General features: G+C 70.9%; 23 protein-coding genes. 15 read left to right on the top strand and 8 right to left on the bottom strand.

The window, feature by feature from the left end:
* Nucleotides 1-35 precede the first annotated feature (35 nt).
* The 4 genes from ACIGEP_RS08955 to ACIGEP_RS08940 are packed head-to-tail and all read left to right on the top strand — an operon-like array spanning nucleotide 36 to nucleotide 5210.
* Complete coding sequence (locus ACIGEP_RS08955) at nucleotides 36-1826, top strand: alpha/beta fold hydrolase (protein WP_396661276.1); 1791 nt, start codon at nucleotides 36-38, stop codon at nucleotides 1824-1826.
* Between the two features lie 34 nt (nucleotides 1827-1860).
* Nucleotides 1861-3843 (top strand): M13 family metallopeptidase, encoded by a 1983-nt coding sequence (locus tag ACIGEP_RS08950; RefSeq protein ID WP_396661275.1) that lies wholly within the window; start codon nucleotides 1861-1863, stop codon nucleotides 3841-3843.
* Nucleotides 3840-4370: a 2'-5' RNA ligase family protein gene (locus ACIGEP_RS08945; RefSeq protein WP_396661274.1), complete on the top strand. Its 531-nt coding sequence runs from the start codon at nucleotides 3840-3842 to the stop codon at nucleotides 4368-4370. Before ACIGEP_RS08950 ends, ACIGEP_RS08945 begins: the two co-directional genes overlap by 4 nt.
* A gap of 36 nt (nucleotides 4371-4406) precedes the next feature.
* Nucleotides 4407-5210, top strand: a complete 804-nt coding sequence (locus tag ACIGEP_RS08940; RefSeq protein WP_396661273.1) for a MerR family transcriptional regulator — start codon at nucleotides 4407-4409, stop codon at nucleotides 5208-5210.
* 10 nt (nucleotides 5211-5220) lie between these two features.
* On the opposite strand, the gene ACIGEP_RS08935 is transcribed toward ACIGEP_RS08940, so the two are convergent.
* Complete coding sequence (locus ACIGEP_RS08935) at nucleotides 5221-5703, bottom strand: MarR family winged helix-turn-helix transcriptional regulator (RefSeq protein ID WP_396661272.1); 483 nt, start codon at nucleotides 5701-5703, stop codon at nucleotides 5221-5223.
* 78 nt (nucleotides 5704-5781) lie between these two features.
* Here ACIGEP_RS08935 and ACIGEP_RS08930 point away from each other — a divergent pair, with 78 nt between their 5' ends.
* Nucleotides 5782-6561: an SDR family NAD(P)-dependent oxidoreductase gene (locus tag ACIGEP_RS08930; protein ID WP_396661271.1), complete on the top strand. Its 780-nt coding sequence runs from the start codon at nucleotides 5782-5784 to the stop codon at nucleotides 6559-6561.
* A gap of 82 nt (nucleotides 6562-6643) precedes the next feature.
* Here the strand turns inward: ACIGEP_RS08930 and purU are convergent, their stop codons facing one another.
* Complete coding sequence (gene purU, locus ACIGEP_RS08925; protein ID WP_396661270.1) at nucleotides 6644-7522, bottom strand: formyltetrahydrofolate deformylase; 879 nt, start codon at nucleotides 7520-7522, stop codon at nucleotides 6644-6646.
* 111 nt (nucleotides 7523-7633) lie between these two features.
* Between purU and ACIGEP_RS08920 the strand changes: the two genes are divergently transcribed.
* The 3 genes from ACIGEP_RS08920 to menC are packed head-to-tail and all read left to right on the top strand — an operon-like array spanning nucleotide 7634 to nucleotide 10379.
* Nucleotides 7634-8521 carry a WcbI family polysaccharide biosynthesis putative acetyltransferase gene (locus tag ACIGEP_RS08920; protein WP_396661269.1) on the top strand — a complete coding sequence of 296 codons (888 nt, stop codon included), beginning with the start codon at nucleotides 7634-7636 and terminating at the stop codon, nucleotides 8519-8521.
* 18 nt (nucleotides 8522-8539) lie between these two features.
* A complete protein-coding gene (locus ACIGEP_RS08915; RefSeq protein WP_396661268.1) occupies nucleotides 8540-9241 on the top strand; it encodes a GNAT family N-acetyltransferase in 702 nt (233 codons plus the stop codon).
* A 4-nt stretch (nucleotides 9242-9245) separates the two neighbouring features.
* Entirely contained in the window at nucleotides 9246-10379 is a 1134-nt protein-coding gene (menC, locus tag ACIGEP_RS08910) for an o-succinylbenzoate synthase (protein WP_396661267.1), read from the top strand.
* Nucleotides 10380-10396: 17 nt separating this feature from the next.
* On the opposite strand, the gene ACIGEP_RS08905 is transcribed toward menC, so the two are convergent.
* Together ACIGEP_RS08905 and ACIGEP_RS08900 are read right to left on the bottom strand one after the other, a co-directional pair.
* On the bottom strand, nucleotides 10397-10666 hold the full coding sequence (locus ACIGEP_RS08905; protein WP_396661266.1) for a hypothetical protein: 270 nt from the start codon (nucleotides 10664-10666) through the stop codon (nucleotides 10397-10399).
* 62 nt (nucleotides 10667-10728) lie between these two features.
* The gene (locus ACIGEP_RS08900) at nucleotides 10729-11103 is read right to left on the bottom strand and encodes a MerR family transcriptional regulator (protein ID WP_396661265.1); all 375 of its coding nucleotides are present in this window, start codon (nucleotides 11101-11103) and stop codon (nucleotides 10729-10731) included.
* A gap of 56 nt (nucleotides 11104-11159) precedes the next feature.
* Between ACIGEP_RS08900 and ACIGEP_RS08895 the strand changes: the two genes are divergently transcribed.
* Nucleotides 11160-12365, top strand: a complete 1206-nt coding sequence (locus tag ACIGEP_RS08895) for an MFS transporter (protein WP_396661264.1) — start codon at nucleotides 11160-11162, stop codon at nucleotides 12363-12365.
* Nucleotides 12366-12524: 159 nt separating this feature from the next.
* Here ACIGEP_RS08895 and ACIGEP_RS08890 read toward each other — a convergent pair whose 3' ends face one another.
* The 3 genes from ACIGEP_RS08890 to ACIGEP_RS08880 all read right to left on the bottom strand — a co-directional run bounded on the left by ACIGEP_RS08890 (nucleotide 12525) and on the right by ACIGEP_RS08880 (nucleotide 16395).
* Complete coding sequence (locus ACIGEP_RS08890) at nucleotides 12525-13925, bottom strand: MFS transporter (RefSeq protein ID WP_396661263.1); 1401 nt, start codon at nucleotides 13923-13925, stop codon at nucleotides 12525-12527.
* A gap of 71 nt (nucleotides 13926-13996) precedes the next feature.
* A complete protein-coding gene (locus tag ACIGEP_RS08885) occupies nucleotides 13997-14797 on the bottom strand; it encodes an SDR family oxidoreductase (protein WP_396661262.1) in 801 nt (266 codons plus the stop codon).
* 143 nt (nucleotides 14798-14940) lie between these two features.
* A complete protein-coding gene (locus ACIGEP_RS08880) occupies nucleotides 14941-16395 on the bottom strand; it encodes an SPFH domain-containing protein (protein ID WP_396661261.1) in 1455 nt (484 codons plus the stop codon).
* 128 nt (nucleotides 16396-16523) lie between these two features.
* Here ACIGEP_RS08880 and ACIGEP_RS08875 point away from each other — a divergent pair, with 128 nt between their 5' ends.
* Nucleotides 16524-16901: a DUF4870 domain-containing protein gene (locus ACIGEP_RS08875; RefSeq protein ID WP_396661260.1), complete on the top strand. Its 378-nt coding sequence runs from the start codon at nucleotides 16524-16526 to the stop codon at nucleotides 16899-16901.
* A gap of 101 nt (nucleotides 16902-17002) precedes the next feature.
* Nucleotides 17003-18391 carry a glycine--tRNA ligase gene (locus tag ACIGEP_RS08870; RefSeq protein ID WP_396661259.1) on the top strand — a complete coding sequence of 463 codons (1389 nt, stop codon included), beginning with the start codon at nucleotides 17003-17005 and terminating at the stop codon, nucleotides 18389-18391.
* Between the two features lie 129 nt (nucleotides 18392-18520).
* Here ACIGEP_RS08870 and ACIGEP_RS08865 read toward each other — a convergent pair whose 3' ends face one another.
* Nucleotides 18521-19096, bottom strand: a complete 576-nt coding sequence (locus ACIGEP_RS08865) for an HhH-GPD-type base excision DNA repair protein (RefSeq protein WP_396661258.1) — start codon at nucleotides 19094-19096, stop codon at nucleotides 18521-18523.
* Nucleotides 19097-19147: 51 nt separating this feature from the next.
* On the opposite strand from ACIGEP_RS08865, the gene ACIGEP_RS08860 reads away from it, so the two are divergent.
* The 4 genes from ACIGEP_RS08860 to ACIGEP_RS08845 all read left to right on the top strand — a co-directional run bounded on the left by ACIGEP_RS08860 (nucleotide 19148) and on the right by ACIGEP_RS08845 (nucleotide 21722).
* The gene (locus ACIGEP_RS08860; RefSeq protein WP_396661257.1) at nucleotides 19148-20554 is read left to right on the top strand and encodes a protoporphyrinogen/coproporphyrinogen oxidase; all 1407 of its coding nucleotides are present in this window, start codon (nucleotides 19148-19150) and stop codon (nucleotides 20552-20554) included.
* Nucleotides 20555-20642: 88 nt separating this feature from the next.
* On the top strand, nucleotides 20643-21059 hold the full coding sequence (locus ACIGEP_RS08855) for a hypothetical protein (RefSeq protein ID WP_396661256.1): 417 nt from the start codon (nucleotides 20643-20645) through the stop codon (nucleotides 21057-21059).
* A complete protein-coding gene (locus ACIGEP_RS08850; RefSeq protein ID WP_396661255.1) occupies nucleotides 21056-21466 on the top strand; it encodes a phage holin family protein in 411 nt (136 codons plus the stop codon). The genes ACIGEP_RS08855 and ACIGEP_RS08850 overlap by 4 nt, the downstream gene beginning before the upstream one ends.
* The gene (locus tag ACIGEP_RS08845) at nucleotides 21456-21722 is read left to right on the top strand and encodes a hypothetical protein (RefSeq protein WP_396661254.1); all 267 of its coding nucleotides are present in this window, start codon (nucleotides 21456-21458) and stop codon (nucleotides 21720-21722) included. Before ACIGEP_RS08850 ends, ACIGEP_RS08845 begins: the two co-directional genes overlap by 11 nt.
* Nucleotides 21723-21822 lie beyond the last annotated feature (100 nt).

The raw sequence follows: 21822 nt of genomic DNA, 5'->3' as shown, positions 1-21822 counted from the left end.
GGAAGATCCACGCCGATGCACGGAGGAGGGACCGGATGCGGCTGCGGCAGCGCCTCGCGCTCGGACGCTTCTACCTGCGCCTGCCCGAATGGGTGCGCCTGGTGGTCGCAGCGGCGGCCGTGGTGCTCGGCGTGGTCATCGTCATCCGGCCGACGACCGCGCTGGGTGTGCTCGCGTGGCTGATCGGCGGCGGCATGGTGCTGACCGGGGTCACCGAGCTCACGGGTCGCGACGCGGAGGGCCCCCGGCCGCGCTGGCGCGTGCTGACCGGTGGCGCGTGGCTCGTCGGCGGTCTCGTCGTCCTGCTGACGCCCGGACTGACGGTGCGCGTCGTGGCGACCCTCGTCGGCGTCCTGCTGCTGGTCGCGGGGGCGCTCGGGGTCGTCGCCGTCTTCGCGAAGGGCCGCACGGTCGATGCGCGCATCGCGGATGCCGCTTTCTCGGTCTCGGGCGTGATCTTCGGTGTGCTGGCGTTGTTCTGGCCCGACATCACCCTGCTCGTCGTCGCGGTCGTCTTCGGGGCGCGGCTCATCATGAGCGGTGTCACCGACCTGTGGACGCGCGTGCGCCGCCGCCGCGACACCGAGCGGGAGCGCCGCCACCAGCCGCAGCGCCTGCGCCGATGGGGCCGGACGGTCACCGCGCTCGTCTCGGTCGCCCTCGCCGTGAGCACCGCGCTCGTGACCGTGCCACTCCGTGAGGGGTCCACCGTCGTCGACGACTTCTACGCCGCGCCTCGAGACATGCCGGGGGAGCCCGGGCGCCTCATCCGCGCCGAGCCGTTCACGAACGGCATCCCGGTGTCGGCGACGGCGTGGCGCATCCTCTACACGACGACGGGTGTCGATGGCGAGGTGCGCGTCGCGAGCGGCGTCGTCGTCGTGCCGAAGGAGGGTGACGGCCAGTGGCCGATCATCGACTGGAACCACGGCACGACGGGGTACTCCGAGCACTGCGCACCCTCGCTGCAGCCGCGCGGACTCTGGTCGGGGGCGCTCTACAACCTGCCGACGATCATCCGGCAGGGGTGGGCGGTCGTGGCGACGGACTACATCGGCCTGGGCACCGAGGGCCCGCATCCGTACCTCATCGGCCCGCCGAGCGCGACGGCGTCGCTCGACGCGGTGCGCGCCGCGCGGGAGCTGCAGGATGCCGACCTCGGCACCCGCACGGTCATCTGGGGGCACTCGCAGGGCGGCGGCGCCGCGCTGTGGGCCGGCGCGATGGCGCGCGAGTACGCGCCCGAGCTGTACGTCCAGGGGGTCGCCGCGCTCGCGCCGGCCAGTGACCCGCCCGCGCTCGTGCAGAACATCTCGAGCGTGACCGGAGGCAGCATCTTCGCGTCGTACGCCTTCGCCTCGTTCTCGTCGATCTACGACGACGTCTCGTACGACGACTACGTCCGGCCCGGTGCCGACACCGTGCTGCGACAGATGTCCGAGCGGTGCCTGTCCGACCCGGCGATCGTCGTGTCGGTCGCGGCGGCGCTCGGGATGAGCGGCGACCCGCGCCTGTTCTCGACGCCGCCGGCCACCGGACCCCTCGGCATCCATTTGCGGGCCAACGCGGCTCCGCTGCGTCAGAACGCCCCGCTGCTCATCGCCCATGGCGGCGCCGACAGTGTCATCCCGGTCACGACGCAGACCGCGTACGTCGAGAGGATGTGCATGGCCGGTCAGGTCGTCGACTACCGGATCTACGACGGGTACGAGCACGCGGCGGTGGTGGAGCGCCCGTCGCCGCTTCTCGAGGAGCTCATCGACTGGACCGCCGCGCGCTTCGCGGGTGAGCCCGCACCCGAGGAATGCTCGACCACCCGGGAATGAGCCGGTGGTCGGAGAGCGCCCATAGGGTGGACGCATGACCGAGAACACGCTTCCCTCCGGCATCCAGCTCGACGAACTGAGCGCCGACATCCGGCCGCAGGACGACCTGTTCCGCCACGTCAACGGCGCGTGGCTGGAGCGCACCGAGATCCCCGAGGACAAGGCGCGCTGGGGGTCGTTCCACCTCATCGCCGAGCAGGCCGAGAAGGACGTCAAGACGATCATCGAGGAGTCGACGGATGCCGAGCCCGGCACCGAGACCCGCAAGATCGGCGACCTGTACGCGAGCTTCATGGACACCGCCGCGATCGAGGCGAAGGGCGCCGAGGCGATCGCGCCGCAGCTGGCGTACGTCGACCAGGTCACCGGCATCCCGAGCCTGCTGCAGACCTCCGGGACGCTCGAACGCGAGGGCGTGTCGGGCATCTTCGGCACGTACATCGAGCCGGATCCGGGCAACCCGCAGCGGTATGTGATGTTCCTCGTGCAGGGCGGTCTGTCGCTGCCCGACGAGAGCTACTACCGCCTCGACAACTTCGAGAAGACCCGGGCAGCCTTCCGCGCGTACGTCGCGACGGTCTTCGGCCTCGCCGGGGTCGCCGACGCCGAGGCGCAGGCCGACCGGGTGCTCGCGCTCGAGACCGAGATCGCCTCGCACCACTGGGACAACGTCCGCAGCCGCGACGCCGTCGCGACCTACAACCTGATGAGCTGGGATGCCGCGGTGCAGCTCACCGGCGTCGACCTGGCGCCCTGGCGCGACGCCGTCGCCCCCGGCAAGGCGGGCGTCATCGAGGAGGTCGACGTCAATCAGCCCAGCTTCTTCGAGGGACTCGGCACGCTGCTCGTCGAAGACCGGCTCGAGGACTGGAAGGCGTGGCTGCGCCTGCAGGTCATCCGCTCGTCGGCGCCCTTCCTGTCGCAGGCGTTCGTCGACGCGAACTTCGCCTTCTACGGCACCGAGATGACCGGCGTCCCGGTCAACCGCGAGCGATGGAAGCGCGGTGTCTCGCTCGTCGAGGCCGCCCTCGGCGAGGCGGTCGGCAAGGTCTACGTCGAGCGTCACTTCCCGCCGCGCGCGAAGGAGGAGATGGACGTCCTCGTCGACAACCTCATCGAGGCGTATCGGCAGTCGATCTCGTCGCTCGAGTGGATGACGCCCGCCACGCGCGAGCGCGCCCTCGAGAAGCTCGAGGCGTTCACGCCGAAAGTCGGCTACCCGGTGAAGTGGAAGGACTACTCGGACCTCGAGATCGAGGCATCCGACCTCATCGGCAACGTCCGCCGCTCGAACGCGTGGCAGCACGATCAGCAGCTCGCGAAGCTCGGCGCTCCGATCGACCGCGACGAGTGGTTCATGACCCCGCAGACGGTCAACGCCTACTACAACCCGCTGATGAACGAGATCGTGTTCCCCGCGGCGATCCTGCAGCACCCGTTCTTCGACATGGACCGCGATGCCGCCGCGAACTACGGCGGCATCGGCGCGGTCATCGGTCACGAGATCGGTCACGGCTTCGACGACCAGGGGAGCGCCTTCGACGGCACCGGTGCCCTGAACGACTGGTGGACCGACGAGGATCGCGGGGCCTTCACGGAGCGCACGTCGACGCTCATCGAGCAGTACAACGCACTCGTGCCGCAGGGGCTGTCGGAGGGTCACAGGGTCAACGGCGCCCTCACGATCGGCGAGAACATCGGCGACCTGGGCGGCCTCGGCATCGCGATCAAGGCGTACCGGCTGCACCTCAAGGCGTCGGGCTCCACGGACGCCGACGGTCCCGTCATCGACGGGCTCACCGGCATCCAGCGTCTGCTGCTGAGCTGGGGTCAGATCTGGCAGCAGAAGGGGCGGGATGCCGAGACGATCCGCCTGCTGACGATCGACCCGCACTCGCCCAACGAGTTCCGCTGCAACCAGATCGTCCGCAACATCGACGAGTTCTACGCCGCGTTCGACGTCACCCCGTCGGACGAGCTGTGGCTCGACGAGGACAAGCGCGTCACGATCTGGTGACCGTGGTGCGCGGCGCGCCGGTCGTCAGCATCGAGCTCGTATTCGATGCCGCGACCGAGCGCGCCGTGCGCGCGGAGTGGCAGGCGCTCGCCGACGCCGGCCTGTCGAGCCTCGCCGCGCACACGTCGCCGTCGAACGCGCCGCACGTGACGCTGCTCGTGCGTGAGGCTGTGACGCTGGCATCGGTTCCGCTGCCCGCGGCGTTCGCCGTGACGCTCGGCGCCGTGGTGCTGTTCGGGGCGGGGGAGCGACGGGTGCTCGCGCGGTCGGTGGTGCCGTCGGCGGAGTTGCTCGCGCTGCACGCCGCTGTGCACGAGGTCGCCGGCCCCGGTGACGACGCTCCGCACACCGCGCCGGGGGAATGGATGCCGCACGTCACCCTCGCGCGGCGGCTCAAGGTCTCGGACCTCGAGCGCGCGCTGCCCCTCCTGGGCGAGCCGATCGTTGGTACCGCCCGCGGGCTCCGGCGGTGGGATGCGGCATCCGCCACCGTCACCGAGCTCGGGGAGTTCGCGACCGGGGCTTGACCCTGACACGGTGTCAGACTGTCGTCTGGGATCACCATGTTGAGTATCGGAGAGTTCGCCCGCTTCGCCGGTGTGTCGGTGCGGATGCTGCGTCACTACGACCAGCTCGGTCTGCTGCGCCCGCAGCGGGTCGACCCCTTCTCGGGGTACCGCTCGTACGCCGCGTCGCAGCTGGACCGCGCCAATCGACTGGTCGCACTGAAGGACCTCGGCTTCACGCTGGAGCAGGTCGGCCGCATGCTCGACGACGGGATGTCGTCGGGCGAGGTGGCCGATCTTCTGCGGACGCGGCGAGAGGCTCTCGCGGCTCAGATCGATGCGGACCTGCAGCGGCTGCGCGAGGTCGAGGCGAGGCTCCGATCGATCGAGAAGGAGAATCCCATGTCCGAATACACCGAAGGTCCACTGGCCGAGCTCCGCGTCGTCCAGCTGTCGACAAAGGTCGATGAGATGGCGCAGATCGAGCAGGAGATCGGCGGCATGTTCCAGCGGGTCGGCGAGTTGATCGCCGCCGCGGGAGCGTCGCACGTCGGTCCGGGGGTGGCTGTCTACACCACGATCGACGACGGCATGATCGCTGCGGCCGCCGAGCAGATCGGCGACGCGCCGGTGCCTGACGGGCTCGAGGCAGCGGTGGTGCCGCCGCATCCGCGGGCCGTCTCGACGCGGCTCCAAGCACCGGACCTCTCCGGGATCCAGTCAGCCTGGCAGGGGCTCGTGGGCGAGATCGAGCGTCGAGGTCTGCGGCCTGACGGCCCTTCGCGGGAGATCTACGAGCAGACTCCCTACGACGGTCCGGGCGCACGGTGGATCGTGGACCTGCAGCAGCCGGTCGCCTAAGTCCGGCCGATCAGGCCTTGGCGGGTCTCCAGCCCGGCTCGTCGCCGAGGCCCGTCAGGATGCGGACGGTGATCGCTCCGAGCTGCTTCTGCTGCGCGGGCGTGAGCCGGTCGAGCACGACCCTGCGCACCAGGTCGACATGGCCGGGGCCCGCCGCACGGCGGGCTTCGGCCCCGGCCCCGGTGAGGATCGCGAGGGTGTAGCGACCGTCCGCGGGGTCGGTCTCACGGCGCAGGTAGCCGCGAGATTCCAGGCGGGTCGCCGCGCGTGACAGGCGCGACAGCGAGCTGTGCGCGTACCCGGCGAGGGTGCTCATCCGCAGGCGGCCGTCGTCGGCGCGGGAGAGCGCGTAGAGGATGCCGTACTCGAAGTGGGTGAGCCCGGCATCCCGCTGCAACTGGGCGTCGAGCGCCGCCGGAAGCCACTCGAGCAGCGTCGCCAGTTTCGACCAGGTCTCGAGGTCGTCGGGGAAGAAGTCGTCGGGCTCGGGCACTCTCCGATCCTAGGTGATGACTTGCTCAGTCAAGTCATTCGGGATACCGTCACTTGCTCAGTCAAGTGAAGGGCACCCATGGATCTTCAGCTGCGCGACAAGCGCGCGTTCGTCACCGGCTCGACTCAGGGCATCGGGTTCGCGATCGCCGAGGCCCTCGCGGCCGAACGGGCGACCGTGATCCTCAACGGACGGCATACCGACCGGACCCGTGCCGCAGCCGACCGACTGCGCACGCTCGTCCCCGGGGCCGACATCGAGGTCGCCCCCGGCGATGTCACCGACCCGACCGCGCTCCCGGATCTCCCGGAGATCGACATCCTCGTCAACAACGCCGGCGCGTTCGGGTTGAGCGACTTCGCCGACACGGATGACGCCGAGTGGCAGCGATACCTGGACGTGAACCTCTTGGCGGGAGCCCGGCTGTCACGCCGCGTCCTGCCCGGCATGCGGGAGCGGGGGTGGGGCCGCATCCTGTTCATCGCGAGCGAGTCGGGGGTGAACGTCCCGGCCGACATGATCCCGTACGGCGTCTCGAAGGCCGCGACGATCGCGCTCGGCAACGGCCTCGCGAAGCTCACGCGCGGCACGGAGGTCACCGTCAACACCGTGCTCGGCGGCCCGACCTACTCGGACGGCGTCGCATCGGTCGTCGGGTCGATCGCGGCGGCCCAAGGCGTGCCGGCGGATGCTGTCGCGGCATCCGTCATCGGTCAGAACACGACCACGCTGCTGCAGCGATTCATCCGACCGGACGAGATCGCAGCGCTCGTCGCGTTCCTGGCGAGCCCTCGTGCGTCGGCGATCAACGGCGCGGCGCTCCGGGCGGACGGTGGGGTGCTGACCGGGATGCTGTGACGCCCGGTGTTCCGGGGAACCGACGTGTCGCACCCGCCCCGCGCAGGCGACGACTCGCGTCCCCGGAACGCGGCCGCGCGCGTCAGAAGACGATCGTGTGGTTCCCGTGGCGGATGATCCGGTCCTCAGCGTGCCAGCGGACCGCGCGAGACAGCACCTGGCGCTCGACGTCGGCGCCGCGGCGGACGAGCTCGGCGGTCGTGTCGGCGTGCGTGACGCGGATCGTGTCCTGCTCGATGATCGGACCCTCGTCGAGGTCACCGGTGACGTAGTGGCTCGTCGCACCGATGAGCTTGACGCCGCGCTCCTTCGCCTTGCGATAGGGCTCGGCGCCGATGAAGGCCGGCAGGAACGAGTGGTGGATGTTGATGACCGGCACCCCGAGCTCGTCGAGGAACTCCGGCGACAGGATCTGCATGTACCGGGCGAGCACGACGAAGTCGACGTTGCCCTTCAGCAGCTCGAGGATCTTCGCCTCGGACTCCGACTTGTCGGGGCCGGGCGTCGACGGCACGTGGAAGAAGGGAACCCCGAACGAGCGGACGTCCTCCGCCGACGACGTGTGGTTCGAGATGACCATCGGGATGCTGGTGGGCAGCTCGCCGCGACGGTTGCGCCACAGCAGATCGAGCAGGCAGTGATCCTGCTTCGAGGCCAGGATCGCCATGCGCTTGGGCACCGACTGATCCGTCAGCGACCACTCCAGCTCGAACGGGGCGAGGGTCTCGGCAATCTCGCTCTCGATCGCGGGCCGCTGGGCCCCGAATCCCGGCCGGTGGAACACGACGCGCTGGAAGTAGGCGCCGCCACGCGGGTCGTCGGAGTACTGGTCGAACTGCACGATGTTGCCGCCGATCCGCGTGATCATCGCAGAGACGGCCGCGATGATCCCCGGGGTGTCCTTGCCGTGCACGATGAGGCAGGCGTGGTCGGCGTGGAACTGCGGGGCGGGCGACGTCATCCCTCGATTCTGCCCTGTGACGGCGGATGCCGCCGACCGCGAGACGCGCGGTCCGTCCGCCGTCGCCGCAACCCCGTGGCCATGGCGGGCTCGAGGTGCCACGCTCGTCCGATGACGACGACACCATCGCATGAAGGCCACGAGGCGGGCTCCTGGGCTGCGCCGCCGAACGGCGAGTACGGCGTCGTGGTCGGCAACTGCCAGGCCGAGTCGGTGCGGCTCGTCCTCAATTCCGACGAGCTGAGGCTCGTGCGCGTCCCGCCGGTGTTCGAATTGGATGCCGCCGGCGCCGCCCGCCTGCACGAACTCGTCTCCGGCGCCTCGATTCTCATCGCTCAGCCGGTGAAGGACGACTACCACGACCTCCCGCTCGGGACGCGCCAGCTCGCGGCATCCCTTCCCCCCTCGGGTCGGACGGTCACCTTCCCCGTCGTCCGCTACGCCGGCCTGTACCCGTTCCAGGCGGCCCTTCACGTGCCCGGGGTCGAGGAGACGCCGCCGATCGTCGCCTACCACGACGTCCGCACGCTCGCCGAGGCCGCCGGTGCCCCAGTACGCACACGGCTGGACCGCGACGCGGTGCAGGCGGAGGCCGCCGCGTCGCTCGCGGAACTGCGGCGCCGGGAGGAGCCGCTCGACGTCGGCGTCTCGGACGTGTTCGCCCGGCCGCATTTCGAGCTCGTACGCACCGTGAACCATCCGGGCAACGAGGTGATCCTCGCCATCGGCGCCCGGGTGCTCCGCGCGCTGGGGCGCGACGGCGAGCCGATCGATCCGGGGCGACCGCTCCTGAACTCGGTCCATGCGCCGCGGGAGGACTGGGTGATCGATGCGTGGGGGCTGGACGACGACCCCGACCCTTCCTGGTCGGTCGACGGGCGCTCGGTCGACCCCGCCGAGGTCCGCGAGGCGCATCTCGAGTGGTACCGCCGGCATCCGCAGTTCGTCCTCGGCGCCGTCGAGCGGCTGCGGCCGACGTTCGAGCGCTGGCGCCGCTGACGGGCGTAGCGTGGCGGCATGGCTGACGGGCTCGACATCCGCGAACTGCACACGATCCACGACATGGTCGCCGCGAGCGCCGTGTTCGAGGCGGTCTGGGGCTCGCCGGACGGTGGGATGCCGCCCAACCTCCTGCGCGCGCTCGAACACTCCGGCAACTACGTCGTCGGGGTCTATGACGGTGACCGCATGGTCGGCGCCTCGGCGGCGTTCTTCGGCCCCCCGGCATCCCGCAGCATGCACTCCCACGTGACGGGTGTGCTCCCCGACGCGCAGGCGCAGGGCATCGGACGCGCGCTGAAGGCGCACCAGCGGGAGTGGGCATTCATCCGCGACGTGGGCACCATCACCTGGACGTTCGACCCGCTCATCGCCCGCAACGCCCACTTCAACCTCGAGGTCCTCGGTGCCCGGGTCACCGACTACCTCGTCGACCACTACGGCGACATGGGCGACGCGATCAACCGCGGCGACGAGAGCGACCGGTTGCACGTCGCGTGGCACCTCGCCTCGCCCGTGCCGACGCCCGCGCCCGAGGAGGTCGTCGCCACCGTCGCGATCCCGACCGACATCGAAGGCCTCCGTCGAACGGATCCGGATGGCGCTGCGCGCGCACGTCACGAGGTGCGCGCCGCGTTCCGGGCGCAGCTCGACGCGGGGCTCGTGGTCGGCGGGTTCCGCACCGGCGAGGGCTACCTCTTCGTCCCCCGCGTAGCCTGACCCCATGCCGCTCGCCCAGTCCGCCGCATCCGTCCGCCTCGACGAGATCGAGCTGCGGGTGCTGCACCTGCCGCTCGTCGCCCCGTTCACCACGTCCTTCGGGACCGAGACCGTTCGCGAGGTCATCGTCGTCCGCGCGCGCACCGAGGCGGGCGAGGGGTGGGGCGAGATCGTCACGCAGAACGCGCCGCTCTATTCGAGCGAGTACACGCACGGCGCGTGGGACGTCGCGACGCGCTGGCTCGTTCCCGCCCTGCTCGACCGCCGCGACCTCGCTCCCGAGGAGGTCGCCCCGACGCTCGAGCCGTTCGTCGGCCATCGCATGGCGAAGGCGGGGCTCGAACTCGCGATCCTCGACGCGGCGCTGCGGGCCGAGGGGCGCTCGTTCGCGTCGTACCTCGGTGCGACGGCGGCGACCATTCCGTCGGGGGTGAGCGTCGGCATCCAATCCGACCCCGCCGCGCTGGTCGAGACCGTCCGCGGCTACGTCGACGAGGGGTACGTGCGGATCAAGATCAAGATCAAGCCCGGTCGCGACATCGCCGAGACGGATGCCGTGCGCTTCGCGTTCCCGGACGTCCCCCTGCAGGTCGACGCGAACTCCGCCTACACGCTCGCCGACGCTGACCTGCTCGCGCAGCTCGACCGCTTCGGGCTCCTGCTCATCGAGCAGCCGCTGCAGGAGGACGACATCGTCGACCATGCTGCGCTCGCTCAGCACCTCAAGACCCCGATCTGCCTCGACGAGTCAATCACCTCGGCCAAGGCCGCGCGCGACGCGCTGGCCCTCGGCGCGACGACGGTCATCAACGTCAAGGCCGGTCGGGTGGGCGGCTACCTCGAGGCGCTGCGCATCGCCGACCTCTGCGAGGCGGCGGGAATCCCGGTGTGGTGCGGCGGCATGCTCGAGACCGGCATCGGACGCGCGGCGAATGCGGCGCTCGCCGCGCACCCCGCGTTCACGCTGCCGGGCGACGTCTCGGCATCCGCCCGGTTCTACCGCGACGACATCGTGACCGAGCCCGCCGTCCTCGAGGACGGGCACGTCCGCGTCCCGACCGGGCCGGGGCTCGGGGTCGAGGTCGACGAGGCGCTGCTGGAGCGGTTCACCGTCGCGCGCGAGACGCTGCGGCGCTGAGCGCGCTCAGGCGGGCGTCACCAGACGGTGCCGCCGCCGATGGAGATCCCGCCCCAGGTCAGCAGCACGAAGATCGCCGCGAAGACGACGGGGGCGATGCCTCTGCCGCTGCGCGCGAGGCCCTTCAGCAGAGCGATCACGACGAGGATCGCGGCGACGATCGAGAGCCCGCCGCCGAGGAAGAAGCCGATGAACAGCGGGATCGGCATGAGGATGAGACCGAGCAGACCGACCCAGAAGGCGGCCCAGGCGGTCGGGTTCGAGCGGCGTTCGGTGGCGTAGGACATGATCCCATCCTCGCGCGCGGCGCGGGACGCCGCGATGGGGCTGTCCCGAATCGTGCGACGTGCTAGTGCGCCAGGAGGTCGGCGTGGGCAGAGCGCCCGAGGTACATCGCGACCGCGTCACGACTCTTCGTCAGGCAGGCGAGCCGATCGTCGAGGGCCTGCAGCTCCGCGGCGAGCTCCTCCGCGAGAGCCCGCGTGCACGAGGGCGGCTGCGTCATCCGGCAGTCCGCCTCGAGGTCGAGGACGACCTTGACCATGCGGGTGGACAACCCCGCCTGGATCAGCCCGCGCACGCGCTGCGCGCGCTCGACCGCGTCGTCGTCGTACTCGCGGTAGCCGTTGCCGGCGCGGTCCGAGGCGAGCAGTCCCTGCTCCTCGTAGTAGCGCAGCATCCGTTGCGGGATGCCGGTGCGCGCCGTGACCTCGCCGATCCTCATCGCGTCTCCGCTCGCCGCTTGACCTTCACATTGATGTGAGACTCTACGCTCGAGGCATGAGCACGTCCACCGCCTCCGTCCCCACCACGGCGACCTCTGCGCCGCGGTTCCCGCTCGGAGCCCTCCTGCTGCTCAGCCTCGCCGTCTTCGTGACCGTCACGGCCGAGTCACTGCCGGCGGGTCTGCTGCCCGAGATGGTCGAGGGGCTGCAGACCGACCCGCTCGGGGTGGGACTGCTCATCTCGGTGTGGGCACTGACGGTCATCGTCACGAGCATCCCGCTCGCCCGCCTGACCGCTCGTTTCGACCGCCGTCTCGTGGCCGCCGGCGCCCTCGCGGCCTTCGCGGTCGCCAACGCCGCGACCGCCCTCGCCCCGACCTACGAGGTCGCCGTCGCGACCCGTATCGCGGCCGGAGTCGCGCACGGCCTCTTCTGGGCGATCGTCATCGTGTACGCGACCTCGCTGCTCGCTCCCTCGCACCTCGGGCGCGGACTCGCGCTCGTGACGGCCGGCGGCACCGTGGCGACCCTCGCGGGTCTGCCGGCCGGCGCCCTCATCGCGCAGCTGCTGTCGTGGCGCTGGTCGTTCGGCGTCCTCGCGATCGTCGCCTTCGCGCTCGCCGCAGCCATCGCGGTCCGGCTGCCGCGCCGGACGCCCGAGCCCGCGCTGCCGCGAGCGGAGCAGCCAACGGGGACGGATGCCTCGCTCGTGCCGATCGTGCTCTTCGCGGCAGCGGCCCTGGTCTTCGCGCTCGCGCAGTTCGCGACCTTCACCTACGTGCGTCCCCTGCTCGAGGTCTCGGCGGGCGCGCCGGAGGCTCAGGTCCCCGTGCTGCTGTTCGCCTACGGGGCGGCGGGCCTCGTCGGTGTCGTGGCAGCCGGGCCCCTGGCCGATCGGTGGCCGCGCGGATCGCTCATCACCGCCCTCGCGAGCCTGGTGGTGGCCTTCGGCATCCTGAGCTTCGCGGCCGACACCCCGCTCATGTACGTCGCGCTCGCGGTGTGGGGCCTCACGATCGGTGCGTACTTCCCGCTGCAGCAATCGATGCTCATGCGCATCGCGACCGACCGCACCCGCACGCTCGCCAGCGCCGGAGTGGTCGTCACCTTCAACGTCGGCATCGCCGCGGGTCCCTGGCTCGGCGACCTCGTCGGCGGCGCCGCGCACCCGACGGGCGCCACCGCACTCTCGGCCGGCGCCGTGCTCATCGCCCTCGCCCTGGTGGTCGCCGCCCTGCTCGCCGGGGCCCGCCGCCGCTGACCCGCGCCCCCGCGTCAACGGATGCAACAGATCCGCCGCGACACCCCGGCGCGAGAGCGGATGCCGCGGCGTGTCGCCCGGCATCCATTGCATCGCGTGACGCCCGGCCCGGGACGCCCGCCCATCGCGTGCCGCCCGGGCCGCGACACCCGACCCGCGTCAGCGCGGGAGCGACGGATGCGCCTCGTGCGGGTCGCGTTGCTGCGGGATGAACAAAGCGACCCCGAGCGCGATGACGGCGGCCCCGAGGCCGAGGGCGAACGAGACCTGGAACGCCGCCGGCGTCGGCACCGCGACGCCGCCCTGCGTCGTCGAGAGTGCGGCGAGCACCGCACCCACGACCGCCGCGGCGATCGAGGTGCCGAGCGAGCGGAACAGGGCGTTGAGCCCGTTCGAGGCGCCCGTCTCGCTCTGCGGCACCGAGCGCATGATGAGCATCGGCATCCCGGCGTAGCCGAAGCCGATCCCCACGCCGATGAGGAGGTTGGCGACGAGGATGTGCCACACCTCCGACGCCCACAGCAGTGAATACCCGTACGCGACGATGAGGGCGCTCGCGCCCATGATCAGCAGCACCCGCGGTCCGATCGTCCGGGCGAGGCGCCCCGAGAACGGCGAGAGCACCATCATCACGAGGCCGGCGGGCATGACGATCAGGCTGGCCTGGAAGAGGGTGAGTCCGAACCCGCCGACGGATGCCGGCAACTCGAGCATCTGCGGGTACGACACGTTCGAGCCGAACAGCGAGAAGCCCATCGCGACCGAGGCGAGGTTGGTCAACAGCACGGCGGGCCGCGCCGCGACGCGCAGGTCGAGCAGCGGTTCGCGGATGCGGAGCTCGAACCATCCCCACGCGAGCAGCACGACGAGCCCGCCGATGCCGAGCGCGAGGGTCGCGGGCGAGGTCCAGCCCCACTCGTTGCCGCGTGAGACGGCGAGCAGCACGCCGGTGAGGCCGATGGCGAGCCCTGCCGCGCCGGCGAAGTCGAAGCGACCCGCCGTGCGCAGCACGCTCGGCGGCACCACGAGGACGACGAGGACGAACACGACAGCGCCGAGGCCGGCAGCCATCCAGAACAGGACGTGCCAGTCGCTCGTCTCGGTGATGATCGCGCTCACGGGCATGCCGACGGCACCGCCGACCCCCAGCGTCGCCGACATGAAGGCGATCGCGGCATCCACCCGGTCCTCGTGGAGGACGTCGCGCATGATCGAGATCCCGAGCGGCACGACACCGGTCACGGCTCCCTGCAGGGCGCGCCCGACGATGACGCCGCCGATTCCCGGCGACAGCGCTGCAATCACCGACCCGAGGATCAGCAGCCCCAGGAGCACGAGGACGATGCGGCGCTTGCCGTACATGTCGCCCAGCCGGCCCGCGATCGGGGTGAAGACGGCCGCAGCGAGCAGCGTCGCCGTCACGACCCAGGCGGTGTCCTCGCGGCTCGCGTTCAGCAGCTCGGGCAGCTTCGACTGGATCGGCACCACGAGAGTGAACATGAACGACGACGCGAGCCCCGCGATCGCCAGAACCGCGACGATCGCGCCCTGTCGTGGCATCCGGGTGAGTCTGCGTCTGTCGTCCGGAGCCATCCCTCCAGGCTATCCCCGGCCGGCGACGTCGGTCGTCGTCAGCCGGCGTCGCGCCAGGTGTCCGACTCCATGTGGGAGCCCGCCTGCGGGCCCATCTGCAGCATCCCGCCGTCGACGACCCACGTCGCGCCGGTCACGTAGGAGGACGCGGGGGAGGCGAGGAAGGCGATGACGTCGGCGATCTCCTCGGGCTTGCCGGGGCGGGGGATGGGGATGCCGGGGCGGTGGGTGGTCTCCGCATCCTCGCCCTCCATGTCGTTGATGGGTGTCGCGATCTCGCCGGGGGCGACGGAATTGACCGTGATGCCCCTCGCGCCGAGCTCCTGCGCCATCGTCTTCACGAGGCCTTCGAGGCCGTGCTTCGAGGCGACGTAGGCCGCCGAGCCGACCCGCGGCTGCGAACCATGGACGCTCGTCACCGCGATGATCCGGCCCTCCTGACCGGCCTCCGCCATGAGCTTCGCGGCCGTGTGCATCCCGACGAACGCGCCGTCGAGGTTGAGGCCGACGACGGTGCGCCAGCCCGCGACGTCCATGTCGAGGAACGGTCCGCCCGTCCCGCCGCCGGCGTTGTTGACGAAGACGTCGAGACCGCCGAGCTCCTCTGCGAGAGCCCGCACGATGCCGGGCACCGCCTCCAGCTCGGTGGCGTCGAACTGTGCGACGACGGCCTTCCGGCCGCGGCGTCGCACCTCGGCGGCCGTCTCGTTCGCGCCCTCCTCGTCGGAGTGCCAGGTGACCCCGACATCCATCCCGGCATCGGCCAGCGCGAGAGCCGTGGCACGTCCGATGCCGGAGTCGGAAGCGGTCACGATGGCGCGGCGAGGAGTGAAGGTCATTCTGCGACGCTACGGACCGCCGCGCGGACCGTGCGCGGGGTTGACAGTCTTGCGCGCCCGTCCTACCCCTTCGGATCCCGCGTGCGGCAGAACGCGAACCGGCCACCCATCGACGATGGGCGGCCGGTTCCGTGCGGTGTGTCTCAGACGGCGTCCGGTGACGGTGCGTCGGTCGCCTCCGTCGCGGCAGGTTCCGCAGCAGCCGTCGCCCGGCGACGCAGCGGGGCGGAGTCCTGCTCGTGCTGCAGGCCCTGCTCGTGCTGCAGGCCCTGGGCGATGCCGCGGCCGGTGGCCTGGCCCTGGATGATGCCGCGGAGGTCGATGCCGGTCGCCGCCTGGACGGCGTCGAACGTGGCACGCATGCTCGACGCGCTCTCGCCCGCGATGTGGCTCGACGCGCCCTCGCCGCCGAGGACGGTGATCGAGCCGACCTTGTCGAACCCGCGCGCGAACTCGGTCATGAGCGGCACCAGCGCCTCGATCGCCCGCTGGGCGAGCAGCGCCTGCTGGTTCTCGGCGAGGGCGAGAGCCTCGGCGGTGAGGGCCGCAGCGCGGGCCTCACCCTCGAGGCGCACGGCAGCGGCGTCGGCCTCGGCGCGCAGGCGCGTCGCCTCTGCTTCCTGGGCGGCGATCTGCGCGCGCGCCTCGGCGGCCTTGACCTGGGTGTAGGCGTCACCGTCGGCGGAGCGCTGGCGCTCGTAGAGCGAGGCGTCGGCGACCTTCTTGACGTCTGCGTCGAGCTGGGCCTGACGGTTCTCGGCCTGCTGCAGGAGGACGGCCTGCTCGCGCTCGGCGCGGGCGAGGGCTTCGGCCTGCTCGGCCTCGGCGCGGGCGCGCCCGACCTCGGCCGCGGCGGCGGCGGAGTTCTTGTCGTACGCGGTCTGCTCGATCAGGTTGGCTTCGTCCGTCGCGATCTGACGGGCCTTCACCTCGCGGGCCGCGTTGATGCGGGCGACCTCGGCCTCGCGGCGGACGCGCTCGACCTCGGTCGCGCCGAGGGCGTCGATGTAGCCGTTCTTGTCGGTGACGCCCTGGATCTGGAACGAGTCGAGGATGAGGCCCTGCGAGAGCAGGTCGCTCTTGATGCCGTCGGCGATCTGGTCGCTCAGCTTCTGACGGTCGTTCATCAGCTGCTCGACGGTCAGCGTCGCCACGACGCCGCGGAGCGCGCCTTCGAGCTGCTCGGTCGTGAACTGCTCGATCGCGCCGTCCTGCGACAGGAATCGCTCGGCTGCGCGGCGGACGAGTTCCGGGTCGGATCCGATCTTCACGAGCGCCACACCGCTCACGTTGACCGTGACACCGGTGGACGACTGCGCGGTGGGCTCCATCTTGATCTGGCGGGCACGCAGCGAGATCATCTCGGCGCGCTGGGTGAGCGGGTTGACGAGAGCACCGCCGCCGGTGATGACGGAGATCCGCGAGGAGTCGCCCGAGGCGTTCTTCTGGTTGCGTCCGACGATGACGAGCGCCTGGTCGGCCTTGGCGACCTTGTACCAGGCGCGCAGGACCACCATGAAGATGATGATGAAGACGATGACGGCGACGACGACGATGCCGCCGATCACGACCGCCCCTCCGGCGATGAGTGCGTCCATGCGTGAGTTCCCCCTGAGTCTCGATGTCTTGGCGCGGCACCGAGAAGGTGCCCACCACGAACGTATCGGTTACTCCATCCGCGTGACGAGGTTCGCGGAGGCAGAAGGCCTGCCCCTACGCTGACGCCATGACGACCCCGCCGCCGCAGCCGCCCGTCCCGCCCTCCCCGTACGCACCTCCGATGCGTCCCGAGGACGAGAAGACGTGGGCGTCGTTGACCCATGTCAGCGGCATCCTGTTCGCCTTCCTCGGACCGCTCGTCGTGTACCTGGTGATGCGCGACCGGGGTCCGTTCATCCGTGCTCACAGCGCCGGGGCCCTCAACTTCCAGCTGACGATCCTCATCGTCGCCCTCGTCTCCATCCCGCTGGCGTTCATCGGAATCGGCTTCCTCCTGCTGCTCGTGGCGGGCATCTTCGCCCTGGTGATCGAGATCGTGGCCGCCGTGAAGGCCAGCCAGGGGCAGTGGTACACGCCGCCCCTCAGCATCCGCTTCGTCTCCTGACCCCGTCGTCGGCCGGAACGGGCGCGGATAGACTGGAGGATGCCGCGTGTCGCGGCCTCCGCGCTCTCGCGCACCCCCTCACAACGACCATTGGAGCCACCGTGGCCGAGCAGTCCCGTCTCGACAAAGTCATCGCCCTCGCCCGTCACCGCGGGTTCGTCTTCCAGGCCGGCGAGATCTACGGCGGGTCGCGGTCGGCGTGGGACTACGGCCCCCTCGGCACCGAGCTGAAGGAGAACATCCGTCAGCAGTGGTGGCAGACCTTCGTCCGCGGTCGCGGCGACATGGTCGGGCTCGACTCGTCGATCATCCTGCCCAAGCGGGTGTGGGAGGCCTCCGGTCACGTCGCGACGTTCACGGACCCGCTGGTGGAGTGCCTGCAGTGCCACAAGCGCTTCCGCGAGGACACCTTGATCGAGGACTTCGAGGCGCGTAAGGGGCGCAAGGCCGAGAACGGGCTGGGCGACGTGCCCTGCCCCAACTGCGGCACGAAGGGGCAGTACACCGAGCCCAAGTCGTTCTCAGGTCTCGTCAAGACCTACCTCGGCGTCGTCGACGACGAGAGCGGCTTGTACTTCCTGCGTCCCGAGACGGCGCAGGGCATCTTCGTGAACTTCTCGAACGTACTCACCGCGAGCCGCAAGAAGCCGCCGTTCGGCATCGGCCAGGTCGGCAAGGCGTTCCGCAACGAGATCACCCCCGGCAACTTCATCTTCCGCACGCGCGAGTTCGAGCAGATGGAGATCGAGTTCTTCACCCCGCCCGCCGAAGCCGAGGAGTGGTTCGACCACTGGGTGAAGGCGTGCTGGGACTGGTTCATCGACCTCGGCATCGACCCCGAGAACATGCGGCAGTTCGACGTGCCCGAAGAGGACCGCGCGCACTACTCCGCCGGCACGATCGACGTCGAATACCGCTTCGGCTTCGCCGGCAAGGAGTGGGGCGAGCTCATGGGCGTCGCCAACCGCACCGACTACGACCTCTCGAGCCACATCGAGGCGTCGGGGCAGAAGCTCACGTACTTCGATCAGGCCTCGGGCGAGACCTACGTGCCCTACGTGATCGAGCCGTCCTTCGGTCTGACGCGCGCGATGATGGCCTTCCTCGTCGACGCCTACCGCGAGGAGGAGGTGCCGAACGCCAAGGGCGGGACCGACACCCGCACCGTGCTCGGCCTCGACCCGCGCCTGGCCCCGGTCAAGGTGGCCGTGCTGCCGCTGAGCCGCAACGAGCGGCTGTCGCCGCTGGCCCGGAAGGTGGCCGACGACCTGCGGGCGGAGGGCTGGAACGTCGACTTCGACGACGCCGGTGCGATCGGTCGCCGGTACCGTCGCCAGGACGAGATCGGCACGCCGTTCTGCGTCACGGTCGACTTCGACTCGCTGGACGACGACGCCGTGACCGTCCGCGACCGCGACTCGATGGCGCAGGAGCGGATCGCGCTCGCCGACCTGCACGCGTACCTCGCTCCGCGCCTGCGCGGCGCCTGACCCACGCGCAGGCGCTGACCCGCGTTCCGGGGACGCGAAACGTCGCTCGCGGGCAGCGCTCGCGACGACGTCCGTCCCTGAAAGCCTCGTCACACCAGCGCGGTGATGCGGGCGACCGACTGCGTCGGGTCAGCCCTTCGCGGCCTTCGCCGCCGCCTTCGCGGCGCGCTTGTGCTCGCGGACCTTTGCGAGCGACTCGGGAGAGACGATGTCGGCGACCGAGCGGAACGAGCCCTCTTCGCCGTACGCGCCGGCGGCCTCGCGCCATCCGGCTCCCGTGAAGCCGTACTGCTTGCCGAGGAGGGCGAGGAAGATCCGCGCCTTCTGATCGCCGAACCCCGGCAGGGCCTTGAGGCGCTTCAGCACCGTCGCGCCGTCGGGATCGCCCTCGGTCCACAGCGCCGAGGCGTCACCGCCCCACTCGTCGACGAGCGTCTGGCACAACGCCTGCACCCGGCCCGCCATCGACCCGGGGAACCGGTGCACGGCGGGGGTCTGACCGAACGCGGCCGCGAACTCCTCCGGGTCGGCGGCGGCGATGCCCGCGGCATCGAGTCCACCGGTGCGCTCCCGGATCTTCAGGGGCCCGGCGAAGGCGGTCTCCATGGCGATCTGCTGATCCAGCAGCATCCCGATGAGGAGGGCGAGGGGTTCGTCGGTGAGGAGCGCGTCGGCTGCCTCGTCGCCGGTGATGTGGAGGGCCATAGGCCTATGTTCGCACTCTCCGCCGCATCGGGGTGGGGGAGGATGGACGGCATGGATCCCTCGGCCGCACCCGATCTCGTCTCCCAGGCGCGCCGCGCGCGCGTCGCCGTGGTCGGCGGGGGCGTCGCCGGTCTCGTCGCCGCGCTCGAGTGCGCGAAGCTCGGCATCCGCGTGACCCTTTTCGAGGCGGCGGAACAGCTGGGCGGGATCGTCGCCTCCGCCGAACTGGGCGGTCGCCGCGTCGACGTCGCCGCCGACGGGTTCCGGGTGGCGCCGGGCGCTCTGAGCGACCTCTTCGACGAGCTCGGACTGCGCGACGCGATCGTCACGGCCCGCGAGGCCGAGACCTGGGTGGCGGGCGTCCACGGGGTGGCGCCGCTGCCGGATGCCTCGATCCTCGGCATCCCCGCCAACCCCTTCGACACGAGGGTGCGGCGCATCATCGGCTGGTCCGGCGCGTGGCGCGCCTATGTCGACCGGCTGCGCCCGCCGCTCACGATCGGCGCGGAGCGCAACCTCGCCGCCCTGGTCGAGAGCCGGATGGGCTCGCGGGTGCTCGAGCGGATGGTCGCGCCGCTCACCTTCGGCATCCACGGTGTTCCGCCCGAGCAGGTCGACGTCGACCGCGCCGCCCGAGGGCTGAACGCCGCCCTGACCCGGACCGGGTCGTTGTCCGGCGCGGTCGCGCAGCAGTTGCCGGGTGCGGATGCCGGTCCGACTCGGGCGACCGTGGCCGGAGGCATGTCCGTGTTCGTCGACGCGCTCGCGCAGCGCCTCGCCGACCTCGAGGTGGACGTCCGCACCGCGACGGAGGTGACGGGCATCTCGCGCGCAGCGAAGGAGTGGACGCTGACCACCGCCGCCGGTGACGGTGTGCAGGTCGACGCGGTCATCGTCGCCACGCCGGAGCGAGCCGCACGTCGACTGCTCGCGCCGCACCTTCCCGGTCTCGACGGGACCGCGCTCTCGCCCGATGACGTCGACGTCGTCACCCTGGCTCTCGACGCGCCCGCTCTCGATGCCCGACCGCGCGGTCACGCCGTCTACGCGGCGCCCGGCACCGCCGCCGCGATCGCGGTCGTCCACGCGACGGCGACCTGGCCGCGCGGCGAGCGGGAGCCGCACGTCGTGCGGGTCACGACGCCGGCGACTGATCTCGCCGACGGTGACGCGATCGCGGTGTCGACCGCGGCCGCCGCGCAGCTTCTCGGCGTCGATCTCGGCACTGTGCGGGGGACGCATCGTGCTCGCTGGCCCCGGTCACTGCCCTCCTCGGCGCTGTCGCCCGAGCGGGACGAGGTCCGCCGAGTCGCTCGCCGCGACGAGCGACTCGGGGTCGTGGGCGCGTGGATCGACGGGACGGGGATCACTCGGGTCGTGGCCGACGCGAAAGACGAGGCGGAGCGCATCAGATCGGGCCTCCTCTGGTACGCCGACGGTCGCGCTGCATCGACCTGACCCGGCTGTCAAGGGTGGATGCCGCGAATGGAATGCGCCGTTACTCTGGGTTCTCGGCATCACATCGCTACGAACGTGAGGAATCGCCATGAAGGGCAAGATCGGAATCGTCGTCGGACTCACCGCCGGCTACGTCCTCGGGGCCCGCGCGGGCCGCCAGCGCTACGAGCAGATCAAAGACGCCTACCTCCGGGTTTACAACACCCCGGCCGTGCAGAAGCAGGTCGACAAGGTCGGCGAGTTCGGCAAGTCGGCGGCCTTCGCCCTGCCGAGCGTCCTGTGGAGCAGCGCGGTGAAGATCACCCGCGCCGCGACCACGAAGGGCACCCCCGGCGACAAGCTCGACGCCGCCCTCGACGCCTCGAAGGACGCCGCCGACGACGTGAAGGATGCCGCCGAGACGACCGCCGACGCCGTGTCGGGCTCGGGAACGTCGAAGCGCTCGACCGGGTCGGGCACCACGAAGCGTTCGACCTCCACCAAGAAGAGCTCGTCCGCCTCATGAGCACGCCCCGCGGATTCCGCGATCGGGGTGACGACAGCCTCCTCGGTCTGGTGGGCGAGCTCCCCGAGCTCGTCAAGAACCTCATCGTCGCGGAGATCAACGCTGCCAAGGCGTGGGCGACCCGGACCGGAAAGGATGCCGGCGTCGTCGGCATCTGGTTCGTCCTGGCCCTGTTCGTGCTTTTCTGGACGCTGCCCGCGATCGGCGCGTTCACCGTCATCGGCCTGTCCTCGTGGATGGCGCCGTGGCTGGCAGCCCTCATCCTTGTCGTGCTCGGTCTGCTGCTCGTCGTCGTCTTCGCTCTGCTGGGCATGCTGCGCATCAAGCGGATGAAGAACCGTGAGAACCCAGCGAAGGCCCTGTCGACCGACGCCCGAATCGTGAAGGAAGTGGCCGATGAGTTCTGATCTCCCCCGTACCGCCGTCCCCCTCGGCATCTCGGATCCCGTCGAGCGGGCACGCGCGGAGTTGAAGGCGGCGCTCGCCGCGATCGAAGAGAAGGCGAACGTCCCCAAGCGTGCCGCGCGGGCCACCCGCCGGGCGCAGGTCTCGGCTCGCGAGTTCGCGGACCGCAACCCGACGGGCGCCGTGATCGCCGCCGTCGGCGCCGCCGCCGCGATCGGGCTCGTCGTCTGGGGTGCCGTCCGGCTGTACACCCGCTGACCGCGGCGACGGGATTCCGTCTCCGCATCGCCGCTGACGACCCGGGGTATGCTCGGAACAGGCAGCGGCGATGGCGCAGATGCTGCCGACGACAGGGTCC

This window comes from Microbacterium sp. NPDC077663 (assembly GCF_044542795.1).
GTDB lineage: Bacteria > Actinomycetota > Actinomycetes > Actinomycetales > Microbacteriaceae > Microbacterium.
This window is presented reverse-complemented; position numbering and strand designations above follow the sequence as displayed.